At 46.9% G+C, this 14,938-nt stretch carries 11 protein-coding genes; 7 read left to right on the top strand and 4 right to left on the bottom strand.

Going from position 1 to position 14,938, the window contains the following annotated elements:
- Positions 1-231: 231 nt before the first annotated feature.
- From M1L23_RS07745 to M1L23_RS07720, 6 genes are all read left to right on the top strand, one after another.
- Positions 232-2,625: a TonB-dependent receptor gene (locus M1L23_RS07745; RefSeq protein ID WP_252626772.1), complete on the top strand. Its 2,394-nt coding sequence runs from the start codon at positions 232-234 to the stop codon at positions 2,623-2,625.
- 94 nt (positions 2,626-2,719) lie between these two features.
- Positions 2,720-3,211: a MaoC family dehydratase gene (locus tag M1L23_RS07740; RefSeq protein ID WP_252626771.1), complete on the top strand. Its 492-nt coding sequence runs from the start codon at positions 2,720-2,722 to the stop codon at positions 3,209-3,211.
- A gap of 1 nt (position 3,212) precedes the next feature.
- Complete coding sequence (locus M1L23_RS07735; RefSeq protein ID WP_252626770.1) at positions 3,213-4,835, top strand: class I adenylate-forming enzyme family protein; 1,623 nt, start codon at positions 3,213-3,215, stop codon at positions 4,833-4,835.
- A 9-nt stretch (positions 4,836-4,844) separates the two neighbouring features.
- Positions 4,845-6,185 (top strand): MFS transporter, encoded by a 1,341-nt coding sequence (locus M1L23_RS07730; protein ID WP_252626769.1) that lies wholly within the window; start codon positions 4,845-4,847, stop codon positions 6,183-6,185.
- A 95-nt stretch (positions 6,186-6,280) separates the two neighbouring features.
- The gene (locus M1L23_RS07725; protein ID WP_252626768.1) at positions 6,281-6,955 is read left to right on the top strand and encodes a TetR/AcrR family transcriptional regulator; all 675 of its coding nucleotides are present in this window, start codon (positions 6,281-6,283) and stop codon (positions 6,953-6,955) included.
- Positions 6,956-7,191: 236 nt separating this feature from the next.
- A complete protein-coding gene (locus M1L23_RS07720) occupies positions 7,192-8,928 on the top strand; it encodes a class I SAM-dependent methyltransferase (RefSeq protein ID WP_252626767.1) in 1,737 nt (578 codons plus the stop codon).
- Here M1L23_RS07720 and M1L23_RS07715 read toward each other — a convergent pair.
- Entirely contained in the window at positions 8,925-10,217 is a 1,293-nt protein-coding gene (locus tag M1L23_RS07715) for an NAD(P)/FAD-dependent oxidoreductase (RefSeq protein WP_252626766.1), read from the bottom strand. The two genes, M1L23_RS07720 and M1L23_RS07715, sit on opposite strands and share 4 nt — an antisense overlap.
- Positions 10,218-10,367: 150 nt before the next feature.
- Between M1L23_RS07715 and M1L23_RS14935 the strand changes: the two genes are divergently transcribed.
- Positions 10,368-11,456 (top strand): methyl-accepting chemotaxis protein, encoded by a 1,089-nt coding sequence (locus M1L23_RS14935; RefSeq protein WP_274707211.1) that lies wholly within the window; start codon positions 10,368-10,370, stop codon positions 11,454-11,456.
- 63 nt (positions 11,457-11,519) lie between these two features.
- Here the strand turns inward: M1L23_RS14935 and M1L23_RS07700 are convergent, their stop codons facing one another.
- Genes M1L23_RS07700 through M1L23_RS07690 form a run of 3 tightly spaced genes read right to left on the bottom strand, consistent with a single transcriptional unit; the run spans position 11,520 to position 14,909 of the window.
- Positions 11,520-12,263, bottom strand: coding sequence for a DsbA family protein (locus M1L23_RS07700; protein ID WP_252626765.1), 744 nt, complete (start codon positions 12,261-12,263; stop codon positions 11,520-11,522).
- Between the two features lie 27 nt (positions 12,264-12,290).
- Positions 12,291-14,393, bottom strand: a complete 2,103-nt coding sequence (locus M1L23_RS07695; RefSeq protein WP_252626764.1) for a protein-disulfide reductase DsbD family protein — start codon at positions 14,391-14,393, stop codon at positions 12,291-12,293.
- A gap of 57 nt (positions 14,394-14,450) precedes the next feature.
- Positions 14,451-14,909 (bottom strand): hypothetical protein, encoded by a 459-nt coding sequence (locus tag M1L23_RS07690; protein WP_252626763.1) that lies wholly within the window; start codon positions 14,907-14,909, stop codon positions 14,451-14,453.
- Between the last annotated feature and the right edge of the window lie 29 nt (positions 14,910-14,938).

Here is a 14,938-nt window from a genome sequence, read left to right as displayed (position 1 = left end):
TTTAGCCCCGCCTAAGAAGCACGCACAGCAACGATCCAGCCTTATTTTAACCACCAAATAATTAACACCTGTAGAAAAAACCAACAGGTTTCGCTTGAGTTTTTCCGCTTTATACATAAAACTAACGCCAGTATCAGTTTTTGGCTTGGCGCATAACAACCTAACTGCGCAACGTTGCCGAACCCTTATTAACGCTTCGAATGACGTAAAATATTTTTAAAAGGAACTCACATGGCCAATACAACCAAATTTAATCCTGCGAGTAGCTCACTAAAGCTGTCCTTGCTCAGTGCCTCTATACTTTACGCACTACTTAGCCCAGCGGCTGCTTTCGCTGAAACAAACACCGAAAACACTGAGGCCGATGCGCCTAGAAAGCTAGAGCGTATTGTGGTTACCGCAGAAAAAACCGTAAGTACCGTGCAAGAAACCGGCATGGTAGTAAATAGCTTTTCTGCGAACGATTTACTAGAAGCCGGTATTAACGACATTGACGGCATTACCTCGTTAATTCCTAACGTACAATTACTCGACGCCACCGGTGGTGGGGTACCAGTAGTATTCGTGCGTGGTGTTGGCCTTGCCGACTTCCGCGTAAACAACAGCCCGGCAGCAGCTTTTTACCACGACGAAATTTATAAGCCTTCGGTAGCTATGATGGCGTCGTCGTTTTTTGATCTCGAGCGCGTAGAAGTACTAAAAGGCCCACAAGGTGGTTTATATGGCCGGAACGCTAACGCGGGTGCTATTCAAGTTATTAGCGCCAAGCCAACCCTGTATGGCAACGAAGGTTACTTCGACCTTGGTCTTGGTGAATACGGCAAAGTTGAACTTGAAGGTGCATACAACCACGTACTAACCGACACCCTGGCAGTACGTGCTTCCGTGCGCCGCGTGCAAAGCGACAACACCTATATGCGCAGTGTTCAAAGCGACGGTGCAGGTGGTTTTACTAGCCAAGGCCATGGTGCAGAAGACGAATGGGCCACCCGAGTGCAGTTTTACTACGAGCCAAGTGACCAATTCAACGCCACCTTAAAGCTGTTTGCTGGTGTTGATAAGTCGGACTTTACCTTATTACGCCCCATTGGTATTTGGGCCGGCAGCGACACCATGGTGCCTGGCCTAGCCGACGGCGCATTAACCAACCAAGTGTGCGCACCCTTACTAGCGGGTTATCGCGACGACAGCCAATGTGCCACTATTACTGGCCAAACACCGGAAGAAATGGGCCTACGTAGTGTATACGACAGCGCCAGCTCAACCATGAACAAACTAGATAATCAGTGGCAAGGGCTGACCTTGTCAATGGACTACAAACTGCTAAATGGCGTGGTGCTTTCTTCTATCACGCACCTTGAGTCGTTTGAGCATGTGCGCCCGAACGACTGGGACGCAGTAGGCGGCTCATACCAAGACATTTATTATGAAACCGACATTTCTGCCTTTAGCCAGGAATTTCGCGCCGCCTATAACACCGAAAACTGGCGCTTTTTTGGGGGCATAAACATTGCCAAAGAAGAGCTTGACGAAGACAGCACCATTATCGGTAACCAAGGCATTATTCCGCTGGGCTTTGGTCACACCGAAGTGCACCAAATATATAAGCAAAAAGTAGACGCGTACGCAGTGTTCGGGCGGGTAGACTATGCCTTAAGCGACAAACTCGACTTAATTACCGAGCTACGTTTTACTAGCGAAGACAAAACCTTTGCTGGCCAAACGCACCTGCTTAACCCACCGGGCAATACCGACCCTAACTACAAGTTTTTACTGGTAGACGCCACCCAGCCCGACGCCACCTTTGAAGACGTGTCGGGTAAAATAACCCTGAACTACCAAGCCAATAAAGATTTACTCACCTATGTGTCGTTTTCTCGCGGCTTTAAGTCGGGCGGCTTTCCTGGCGGCTTAGTATTAAGTAACGACGGTGCTGAAAAGTATGAGTCGGAAACCATTAATGGTTACGAAGCAGGCTTTAAGTCAGACCTAATGGACCAGCGCCTGCGCTTTAACGCAGCGGTGTTCTACTACGACTACAGCAACCTACAAGGCAGCGCCCGAGTACCTGCAGTAGGCGGTGTAACCCTTGACCGCTTCCAAAACATTGGTGACGCCGAAGTATACGGTTTCGACGCTGAACTAACCTACTTACTTAGCGACAACTGGTTAGTACAAGCCATGCTTGGTCATTCAGAAGGTAAAATAACCGACTCATTGGCTACCCAGCTTTCTCCGCTAACAGGTGAAGAGTTTTCACTAAAAGGCAAAGAACTAAGCTACAAGCCCGACTTCAGTGCCAACTTGCTGGTACGCCACGACTTTGAATTTCAAAACGGTTACGGCGGATTTGCCCAGCTAATGTACGACTGGCGTAGTTCACAAAACTTTACATATATTGGCAACATTGCCGAGCAAACCATTTTCACTGAAGGCGCTTATGGCATTGTGAACTTCCAAGTAGGTATTAACCAAGTCAGTAGCGACTGGCAGTTTAGCTTTTTCGTGAAAAACTTAACCAACACCCGTTACAGAACTAATGCCCGTGCCGACGACCTTGGCGGTGCCTATGAAATATATGGCGCTCCTCGTTTATTTGGCTTGAAGGTTAACTATAAGTTCTAGAACAACATTATTAATAAACAACACTCGGTACCATGAAGAAAGGGAAGGGCTTCACGCCCTTTCTTCTAATTAATTTAGCTTTAAGGATGTAGTTATGGAAATCACTGCAAGTGATGTAGGCAAAGAAATTGGTGTGTCTAAATGGATTAGTTTTTCACAAGACGATATTGACACCTTTGGTAGAGTGACCCGCGACGAAGACCCCTACCACATGAACGTTGAGTGGGCGAAAGAAAACAGCCCCTTTAAAACCACCATTGCCTATGGTTTCTTAACCTTGTCTATGCTGTCGCATTTCACCCACGACATATTAGGCTGGGCACAAATTTCTGAAGACGAGCCTGAAGGCATGGCGCTTAACTATGGCTTTGATAAGGTTAGGTTTCTTGCTCCGGTTCCGGTGAATACAAATATTCGCTGCCGGCTAACGCTGGCTGCCCAAGAAGAAATTCAGCCTGGCGAATGGTTACGTACCTTCGACTGTGTGGTTGAAATAGAAGGCTCTGAAAAGCCAGCTTTAGTAGCCATTTGGAAAGGCTTGTTTATTCAAGCTGGTGCTGGTGCACGGTTAAAGCTAGAGGCCTAACATGAACGTTTCATTACCTAACCTTAACCAGCATAAAAAACTCTGTGAGTTGGTTTTATACTGGCAACAACAAACACCCAATGCTCGGGCGATAGTATTTGAAGACCAAGTACTTACTTATACCGACTTGGCCGCTCAAATAGACTTATGCGCCAAAGAATTACTCGGCCAAGGCATAACCAAAGGCGACGTGGTTGCCCTGTATGCTCAGCCAAGTATTTTGTTTGTTGTGCATCTGTTTGCCTGCGCGCGTATTGGTGCTATTTGGTTAGGTTTGAACACAAAATACAGCGCCGCCGAACTCGACTACATTCTAACCAATGCCACTCCAAAAAGTATTTGGTTAGAATCGTCGAGTATTAGCCAGGCCAATGAGCAGGTGCATAACTACTTCAATAACCACAATAATATTTGGACCAGCTCGTCAATGAACGTTAACGGCAGTGCTCAACTGCTGTTAGCCCCTTACGACAACAGTGACTTCGAGCTAAGCTCGGTCGATATGTTGGCAAATTTAAGCCTAGTTCAACTACCTAGTTTAAACACTATCGAACCCGAAACGCCTACGGCGCTTATTTATACTTCGGGCACTACCGGTAACCCCAAGGGTGCGGTTATTAGCCAGTACGCACTAACCAAGGCCAGCATATTGCAAGCCGGCTTGCTGCAGCTGCAGTCGCCTTCTATTTTAAATAACCTGCCTATTAACCATATCGGCTCGGTGGGCGACATAACCACCAGCATGATAGCTAACGGCGGCTGTGTTGTTATGCAGTCTCGGTTTGATGTAAGCGAAGGGTTTCAATTAATTAAAGAACACCGCATTACCTTGTGGGGTCAAATTCCCACCATGTTCCAAATAGCCCTTGAACACGAAGACTTTGCCACCGCAGACTTGTCGTCGTTGCAGTGTATTTTGTTTAGTGGCGCGCCCGCTTCAATTAATTTAGTGCGCCAACTACGAGCTATTTGCCCGAAAGTGGTGAATGCGTATGGCATGTCTGAAACTGTTGGCTCGGTAACCTGGGCTATGAATACCAGCGACCATATACTTGCCACCACGGTAGGTAAACCCATTGCTAGTGTTAAATTTCGTTTGGCCGACGAGCACAACCAAGCTGTTGCTACGGGCCAAAAAGGCGAAATACAAATTCTTAGCGACTACTGTTTTTCCTACTATTGGCGCGACGAAGCAGCAACCAACGAGGCCTTTACCGCTGACGGTTATTTAAAAACCGGCGACTTAGGCCAAGAAAATCCCGACGGTACCATTATGCTTGTGGGCCGCACCAAAGAGCGATTCAAATCAGGCGGCTACAATGTGTACCCGCGTGAAATTGAAAACATTCTTAGCGCGCACCCTCATGTTGTCGACGCGGTGGTGGTGGCCGTGGCCGATCCGCTTTACCATGAAGTAGGCCATGCTTTTGTTGTTACCAAAGCCGACCGCGCATGTACCGCCCACGAGCTCAAAGAATACTGCAAAGAGTCGTTAGCGAATTATAAAGTACCAAAGCATATCGACTTCTTGCCCAGCTTTCCGCAGTTACCGAACGGTAAAATTGATCGCAAAGCCCTAGCAACCCTAGCCGCAGAACACGCCAAGCAAACCCTGGCTAAATAGGACCTTATTGTGAGCAAACAGCAGTTATCGAATATACGTATTATTGGCTTTTCCCTTGGCTCGGTGGGTACTGGGTTATTTTCCACCACGCCCACGGTGTTATTGCTGTTTTATCTTACTCAGTTAAAAGGTGTTGAAGCCGGCCTAGCCGGCTTTGCTTTGCTTATACCCAAGCTGTGGGACATGCTTACCGACCCTATTATTGGCCGCTGGAGCGACGCTTCAAACTCTAAATATGGTCGCCGTTTGCCTTTTATGCTGGCCGGCACCTTACTTATGCCCTTGGGTTTAGTGTTAATGTTTAGCGCCCCCGAAGCCGCTACTCCCACCTTTTCATTTTGGTTTGTAATGGCGGCCTATTTATTTTCGGCCACCGCCTACACATTGTTTGCTGTACCCTACATAACCATACCTTCAGAGCTTTCGAGCGACCCCGACGAGCGCTTGAAAATTATGTCGTATCGCACTTCTGGGGTTATGTTAGGCATTATTTTAGGTTCGGGTTTACCGCCGTTTTTAATTAGCTTTTTTAGCCAAGACGCTGGCTTCCAAGACGCCGCAGCCTACCAGCAAACTGCCATTGTATTGGGCATAATATGTGTCGCCTTTATGCTTTGCAGCATATTGTCAATTAAGTCGTTTAGTTTGCTACAGCCTAAATTCGACGTTAGTAAAGTAAGCTTCTTTGCACAAATTAAGCGCGTTATGACCCCCCTCTTCCGCTACTTAGTTATTACCCATGTGTTGCAAATTACTGCCGTGGGCATACTGCTCGCTTCGGCTACGTATTTAGCAGTGTTTGCCAATGGCCTTTCGCCTGCTTCAGCCGGTAGCTTCCTTACTGCCACCTTTGTTACCGCCATGGTGGCTATGCCTCTGTGGCAAAAAATATCCTTAGCTACTTCACGCGTTACTGCCTTTGCCATTGGTGCGCTGGTGTACATGTTCGTGGCTATAGCCATGCTTATATATGGCTTGAACATTGCCTATTGGCACTTTATTGGCTTAGGCATTGGCTTTGGGCTAGGTTTTGCAGCCATACAAATGATTCCCTATGCGCTACTAACCGACACCATTCACCAACATGGCGAACAACATGGTTTCGGCTCAGAAGGGGTATTTACAGGAATTTGGACAGCAACAGAACAGTTAGGATTAGCTATTGCGCCATTTTTGGTTGGCGTTTCGCTGCAGTATGGTGGCTTTATTGCCGGTACTCAGCAACAAAGTGAAAGTGCCACCAAGGCTATTTTATTAACCGCCACGCTATTACCTATATTGCTTATGTTTTTGTCTATGTTTGCGCTGTACGCCTTTCAGCGCTTGTACCAAAAGGGCAATTCGCAGTAATAATAGTAAGCTGTATACCGCACCATAGCTCGATTTTAACCGGCATATACCGTACTATCGTTACTTCCAATGAAGCTGACGTGAGTTTTAGATAAATGCCTAAGAAAGCACATCCTTTGCTGGATACCGACTACCCTCAAGTGGTATTGAACGAACAAACAGAATCGCCGGCCCGTAAAAAAGGCGAACGCACTAAGCAGTCGCTTATTTGGGCCTGTGCACAGTTACTGAATCAAATTGGTTATCAAGAATTACGGGTATCAGACATTTGTGAAGTCGCTCAAGTTTCGAATGCTGCTTTTTATTTGTACTTCAAGAATAAAGTTGACATTACCCAAGTCACTTTAGAAGGGTTTTCCATACAAATTTTTGACGCCCTGCTTTCAAACACTGAGCAAGGTAGCGACAATAAAACTGCCCTTTACAACAGCAACTTAGCTTGGCTTCAAATTGCTGGGTTAAACGCAGGCCTTATGCGCTGCATACTGCAAGTTAGCTTTGTTATTCCAGAATTTGCTAAGTTCTACGACAACCTAAACTCAGATTATATTTTAAAAGTAGCTAAGAATATTGCTAAGCGAGCCGCTATAACCGAAGCAGAAGCACAAATGCTGGTATTTGCCCTAAGCTCAATGACCGACGAATTCACCCGCCGCTTACTTAGTGAAGTAGACTCGCCACTCGACACAATAGTGAAAAAAAGCCATTCGTCGGAAACTGAACTAGCCGAGTTTTTAAGTAACCTTTGGTATAAGGCGATTTATACCTAAGCTTTGTTTGCTAGCTGCTCCTTTGCGCTATCTGGGTCGACAACTTCCATGGCCCGAGCGCGCCCAGCAATAACTTTTTTCTCTGACGCCACTAAGCGCTTCAACACCTATCGAATCATAGGCTGATAACCAAACCATGACACTCAGCTACTACTTTTAGATCTTCAAGAAGCTAGCCCCACCCCTTTATTTAAGGTAGCGTTTCAGTATGTGTTTTGGGCAAGGAACAAATTAGTTTGGGCAGTAAAAATATTACTTACTACTCGACGCAAGCCGAGCAGCTTAGCGCGCAATACGACAGCCTTAATTTCACCGACGTGCATAGCAACTGGTTACAACATTTACCCTCTAGCGGTTGGGTATTAGACGTTGGTGCAGGCTCTGGCCGCGATAGCGCATATTTAGCAAATAAAGGGCTACATGTTGTTGCTGTAGAGCCCGCTAACGGTATGCGTGAATTAGCTCAGCTGAAGCACAAAGATGCCAATATTCACTGGATCAACGACACCTTACCTGAATTAAAAAGCGTGTTTGCGCTACAAATAAAGTTCGACCTTATTTTATTAAGCGCCGTATGGATGCACATTCCGCCTAGCTCACGCGAGCGGGCTTTTCGTAAATTAAGCTCGTTATTAAAGCCAAATGGTAAGTTGGTAATTTCTCTTCGCCATAGTACAAGCGAAAACGAGCTCCATGAAGATCGCGTCATGTATCAGGTATCAACGTCTGAACAGGCCCAGTTAGCCAATAAGTTCGGTCTTTCTTTTCAAGAAGTAACCAGCCAAAAGCAAGCCGACAAGCTAGGCCGTGATCACGTATATTGGCAAACTGTTGTGCTTACTTTACCCGATGATGGCACCGGCGCTTTTCCATTAATTCGCCACATTGCGGTGAACGATACTAAAACCTCTACTTATAAACTGGCTTTGTTACGCTGCATTTTACGTATAGCTGAAGGTCATCCTGGCGCCGTTATCAACCAAACCGACGACACGGTGGAGCTGCCTTTAGGTTTAGTCGCGTTTTATTGGCTCAAGCTCTATCGGCCGTTAGTTGATACCTATGACATGCAGCAAAATAGCAATAGTAATAGCGGTTTAGGCTTTGTTAAACCAGCCGGCTGGTCGGCTTTAAAACCATTAGCAAGCGCTGACTTATACTTAGGCGCACTGATTACGGGCGGCCTTACGGGTGATGCTAATTCAGCTGCAGCAAACGTTTTACACCGTACCCTTAAAGATATAAGCCAAGTAATAAGAAACATGCCCGTAAAGTACATTACTTTACCTGGTACGGATGAGGCTGTATTTGCCGTTGAAACCAAACCAACCCCAAACAATCTTACCTCACTCATATTAGACAGTGATTACTTGGCTAGCCTTGGTTCATTTTATATTCCAACGCATGTTTGGGACGCTATGGCCCAGTTTAGCGTATGGATAGAACCAACCTTACTGAACGAATGGGTGAACTTAATGGAAGGTTATGGGCGTAATAAAGCACGTGAACTCTCACGCCATCTTTATTTTAATGCCTTGCGTTGGGACGACCCTGAGCGTAAAACGAGCCATGTGCGCAACCGAGTCGACAGCTTACTTAATGAAGATAAGGTTTATTGCGTTTGGTCGAGCAAGCGCATTAGGCTGCCAAGCGAGTATGCGGTTGATCATGCTTTTCCCTATGCCCGCTGGCCTAATAATGACTTATGGAACTTAGTACCTGCTACTTCGCGGGTAAATGCGAGAAAGTCGGACAAATTACCAAGTGCAGCCAAGTTAAACGCGTGTCGCAGCCAAATTATTGATTGGTGGCAATTAGCTTGGGGTCAGAACAACACCGAATTTTTCGCCCAAGCCATTTTGGCTTTGCCCCACGTTAGCAAAAACTCCAACGACTTCGAGGAAGTATTTGAAGCTTTTGCCCTGCAACGCAACCGCATTCGCGAGCTGCAACAACTAGCCGAGTGGTTTTAATGCAACTTTAGCCGTGGCCGTAAATACCGGTTCATGCGGCCAACCAGCATCATTAAGCCGGTGCGCATATAGCCATGCAGTGCTATTTGGTGCATACGATACAGCGACACATAAATGGTGCGGGCTAAGCGCCCTTCCACGGTCATGGTGCCGCGCGATAAACTGCCCATAAGTAAGCCCACCGTGGTGTAGTTACTTAAATTCACTAACGACCCATGGTCGGTATAAATATAAGGTTTCAGTGGCTTGTTATTAAGCTGCGCCTTAATGTTAGTAAACGCTCGGGTAGCCATTTGGTGGGCCGACTGGGCTCGTGGTGGTACTGGCTTGCCATTTTCTTGCAGGCAAAAAGCACAGTCGCCAATAACGTAAATATTGTCGTCGCGGGTGGTTTGTAGCGTCGCTTTTACCGCTAGCTGGTTAATTCGATTGGTTTCTAAGCCCCCAATGTCTTTTAAGAAGCCCGGCGCTTTAATTCCTGCTGCCCACACCATTAAATTTGCTGGAATGGTTTCGCCATTTTTGGTTATAAGCCCTTCGCTAGTTGCTTCAACTACCATGGTTTCTGTGCGTACATCAACGCCTAGCAATTCAAGCTCTTTACGTGCCATAGCGGCTATGCGCTCCGGTAACACAGGCAATAGGCGCGGCCCTGCTTCCACTAGGGTTAAGCGTAAACTTTCGGGTCCTAGTTTTTTGAAGCCGTAAGTTTTTAAGTAATCAACCGCATTATATAGTTCGGCGGAAAGCTCAACACCCGTTGCACCGCCGCCCACAATGGCAATATCTACGGTATCGTCGATGGTGTCGTCGTTGGTGTAATGTAAAAATAGGTCAAGCATTTTATTATGAAATCGTTCTGCCTGTTGTGGGCTGTCGAGATAAATACAGTGTTCACGCACACCTTTCGTGCCAAAGTCATTCGACACCGAGCCTATGGCCAGCACCAGAATGTCGTATTTTAACGTGCGTTCAGTTAGCAGCAGTTTGCCTTTATCGTCGTAAATGGGCGCTAGCACAATAGCTTTTTGTTCGCGATCAAGGCCGGTTAAAGTGCCTAATTGAAAGTTAAAGCCATGGTTATAGGCTTGCGACCGATAGCTTAGCCCTTCAACGCCTGGGTCCATGGCGCCAGTGGCAACTTCATGCAATAGCGGCTTCCATAAATGGGTACGATTTTTGTCAACTAGGGTAACGGTAGCTTTGCCTTTACGCCCCAAGGCTCGGCCCAGCTTAGTAACAAGCTCGAGCCCACCAGCACCACCGCCCACCACTATTATTTTTGTCATGTTGTTCACCTTAAAATCTTTAACCTAACCATAGCGTAGTTGTTGCCGCGTGTTTTGCTGTGTTTATTCTACTCTTATCATTGCTATTCGGTTACTAATGTCTTTGGTGTATCATTGCCCGCATCAACTTTAGTGCTACAGAGGGTGTCCATGTTTTTCACCGCAGCTAAGAAACGTTTTGAACAGCTCGCTCAAGAACTTACCCGCGCTCGAAAAGAAACAGAACAATTACAACACCAGAACTTACAGCTGGAACAGTCGATTCAGCAGTACCAAGCCCAGCTTACCAGCGCCCATAAGAAACTAGACTTAAACCATCGTTTAATGACAGGCCTCGGCCAATTTAGTAGCTCGCTTTCTGAATTAAAGGGTTCCTTCTTCGAACTGTCTGAAAAGCTTACCTCGCGCCGGAACGACGCACTTACCACTCGTGATGAGTCTGAACACATGCGCAACGGCATGAGCACTTTAGTTAACCAGTTGAGCAGCACCAAGCAACAAGCTGCCGAGTCGGCACAACAAATATCAGCTTTGGAAGAAGAAACAAATGGCATTACTAACCTAGTGCACATTATTCACGGGGTGTCGGAACAAACGTCGCTGCTGGCATTAAACGCTAGCATTGAAGCGGCCCGCGCAGGTGAACATGGCCGTGGTTTTAGCGTGGTGGCAACCGAGGTACGCACCTTAGCTTCACGGGCTAGCAGTGCCACGGGTGAAATTGACGCGGTTATTTCCCGTATTCGAACACAAACCACTAACGTTGCAGGTGTTAGCCGCGCTAATAGTGAAGAAATGGAGTTATTAGCCCTTGAGGCAGAGTCTGCCCGTGCTCGGTTAATAAAACTAATTGAATTAGCTAACACCTCGTCGACTACTTTAGGCGATGCGGCTGTATTGGCAGAAATTGAACTAGCCAACTTGGAAGAGCTTGAAATTAAGCTGACTGTGTATCAAATATTAGCGGGGCTTTCGAATGTGAAGGCAGAATCGTTACCCGATGAAACTGAATGCCGTTTAGGCGCCTGGTACTATAAGGGCGGTGGCAATGAAAAATACCGTGGTCATTCAGGTTTTGCCGCCATTGAAGAGCCCCACCGCTTAGTGCACTACTACGCCATAGAAGCGGTAAAAGCCCATTATGCCAACCGCCACGACGATGCTGTTGCTGCTTTAGCGGCGATGGAATCGAACAACTTAGATGTTATGACGCGCTTGCGCCGACTGATAAATAGCTGAGCTTAATGCTCAAGCAGTCGGCGACTTTAGCCCCAAAAACTAAAGCCGCCGCGTAGGCTCATACTAAAGCTGTGAACGTACCACCTCTGCTAACTGTTCATATTCTACATAACCTGGAATAACGCCTGCACCGATCATAATGGCTGGGGTGCCGCGCAGGCCAAGCTCGGTGAATGCCCGGTAATTTTGCGCAATGGCGTCGCGCACTTCACTGTTTTGCATTAACAAGCCGGTGGTTTCTGTGCGCTGAGCAATTTGGCGTAACGAGTTAGCGTCGTGCAACCCGTTTTTTCGGTACAGCAGGTTTTCTGCTGCTGCGTATTTTTCGGCATTGTCGTGCCATACATTCAAACCAAATTCCGACGGGTTCACTGGGCTGCCGCTAAGCTGTTGCTGCCGCAATGGTACAAACACACTCACAATTTTTACTTGTGGGAAATTGTCTTTTAGCTTTTGCAAATGTGGGTCTAGGCGTTTGCAATAAGGGCAGTCGTAGTCGGTAAACACCACTATGGTTAATTCGGGGTTTGAGGCCCCCATCCATGGGTGAACTCTGTCGTTATTGAACAGCCACTGTTGATACTTTTGCTGCGCTTGTTCACTTTGCTGTTTGGTTTCTAAAAATCCTTTTAAGCTATTCAACAGTTCGGGAACAATGTCGGGATTGGCGTAAAGTATTTGATTAATTTCCTCTACCTGCTGGGTTACTTGTGCATTAGCTGTTTGTGCTTCAGCTGGTTGCAACATTGCCACGCTTACGCCTAGCCCAGTTACTGCAAATAATAATCCTAATATCCACTTTTTCATGTTTATCTCCAATTTAATTTCGGTTGTTTAGCGCGCTTGTTCGAGCGCATTTATAACGGCTTGGCTGGTTAAAATAACGGGTAGTTCAATGCCATAAGGGGCACTTGGCCCATATACAATATTAAACGGCACCCCATAACGGTTATGGATTTTCAAATAGCTGGTTACGTAGTCGTTGGGTACTGTCCAGTCGCCTTGCATAAGCACCACGTCGCTTGCTTGTAAGGCTTTATACACAGGGTTTTGTAGTAGCACGCCCACTTCGTTGGCTTTGCAGGTAATACACCATTTGGCGGTGACATCGACAAACACTACCTTGCCTGCTGCTACTTCTTGGTTTATTTGCTGTACCTGCAGTTTTTCCCAGTTAGGCTGGGCATTTAAGTCGTCGGCAGATAACACCGCAAATGCAATAGCGCCAAATAAACTTAGGAAGCCAAACACAAAGCTAATGGCTACGCCCTTAGCACCATAAGTGCGCCACACTAATACCCCGGTAATAAGTGCAATGGTTACAAATATGAAACGCCAAACACTTAGGTTTAGATGCCCACGGAATAAAAACAACAGCCAAACCGTGGTGGCAGCAAGCATAAAGCTAAACACCACTTTGGTTATATTCATCCAGTTGCCTGGCTTTGGCAGTAGCAGCGCCAGCCGCGGTTTAGCGGCAACAAGAATCCATGGCAAGGCCATGCCAATACCCAGCAAGGTGAAAATAGTAAACATTTGCAAGGCGCTGGCGGCTAGGGCAAAACCAATGGCGGTACCAAGGAAAGGTGCAGAACACGGAGTAGCTAATAAGGTGGCAAACATGCCCTGCACAAAGTGGCCCGCCATGGACTGATCGCCCTTGGTGGCCGCCCAAGTATTCATATTACTTGGTAAGCGAAGGCTAAATACCCCTGCTAAGTTCAGGGTAAATAGCCAAGTAACCATAACCATAAAGCCAAGGAAGTATGGGCTTTGGAATTGAATACCCCAGCCAATGGCCGAGCCGCTGTACTTGAGCACCAACAAGCCGGCGGCAATAAGCCAAAACGACACCACAATACCTGCCGCCGAAGCCAGAAACTGCTTGCGCACTAGCCCTTGCTGGCGATTTTCCGTAAGCACCGACTGCAGCTTCATGCCCAGCACCGGCAATACGCAGGGCATTATGTTTAAAATAAGCCCGCCTAGCAGCGAAAATAAAATAAGCATGCCCCAATGCAAGGGTTCGCTATTATTTCCTAGCCCACCCATGCTGCCGGCTATGGGTTCAATTTGCAGTTCGTAAGCAAAGTGATTGTCAATAATTGACAACTGAATGGGCTGGCCCACTAAATCGAGATCGCCAAGCCAGTGTTCAATGTTAACCACCAGTTCCAATTCGTTTCCGCTATAACTTATTTGTGGCTGCTTTACGGTTATGTCGCGAAGGTCGGGGGCTAAGCTGTCGATAAACACGTCGGGATTTTGCAAGTTGGTTAGTGCTTGCAAACGTACCTGTAATTGGCTGCGCTGTGCCAACCAATAGGCTTCTTTTACCTCCATGTTTTCGTTACTGGTAGTGCTAAGTAAGCTCGGCACCTGGCTAAGGGCTTGCTGATAACGAAAATACATATCGCTATTTGGTACTAACTGGGGAGGAATAAATTCAAGGTTAATATTGTAGTCGGTAAGCACGCATATATCGGTGCACGACGACATGGTTAACACGCCTTGCAGCAACACGGGCTGGTGCCACTGGTTTACTTGAAAGGTAAGCGGAAAAGCAACGTTTTCTTTATAACCGACGGTTTCCACGCCCGACACACTGTAGCGTTCGGGTGCGGGCCATTGCCATTGTACCGCGGCTAAGTTATTGCTGTGCTGCCAACTGGCCATAGGCGCAATGCCACCTTCGCCCGGCGAGCGCCAATAGGTTTTCCAGTCGTTTTGTAAACGAACTTCTAGCAAGCCTTCTACTTCGTTGCTTTCAGGCTGGGTTACCCCTGTTAGGCTTAAACGTACTTCTACCGGTGGGTGATCAGGGTGCTGCAGCCAACCTGTGGTAACAGGGCTGCTACTCGCCGAACTTGCCTGGGCAAGCGGGCTAAAACTTAAACTAAATAAAATAATAGTAATTGCGAGCGTTAACCAACGCATAGCGAAACTCCTTAAAATAAAAAACAATAAAAAAATGGTTTTTATAAAAGAGTCGACTTACTCGTTAAACACGCAAAAATGCAAATGTGGCCGATATCGCCAACGTGAAACAGGAGGGTAACCATTTGGAGTAGTACGTACTGAGCCTATGCTGCGCAGGCCTAAAGCAACCACAAACACCAACAGTAAGAATGGGAATAGCTTTACACTGTCGCTTAAATGCGAATTTTGAATAAGCTGCGAGGTAAGCTCGCACTTACTTTTGCTTAAATTAAGCGCGAAGTTTGTGATCAACAAATGGGCCGCTGCCGGAGAAAACTCCGGATTAAAGGCGTAAGCACTAAACAAGCCTGTTTGTGCAGGGCTGCTCGCGCTTTGGGCAAGGCTATTACTAGCATGGCCAGCATTCGGACAACTTTGCATTAAACCACTGGTTTGCCCTGTGCACAGCACAATAACTAACAGCAAAACCAGTAGGCTAACAAGGCCACGTTGTTGAAGAGGTTTATTCGTCATAGGCAGGAAGCATATCAGCCAATCGAATT

The organism is Aliidiomarina quisquiliarum (assembly GCF_023922585.1).
Lineage (GTDB): Bacteria > Pseudomonadota > Gammaproteobacteria > Enterobacterales > Alteromonadaceae > Aliidiomarina > Aliidiomarina quisquiliarum.
Note: the sequence above shows the minus strand (reverse complement) of the source record. Positions and strands in the feature narration are given on the sequence as shown.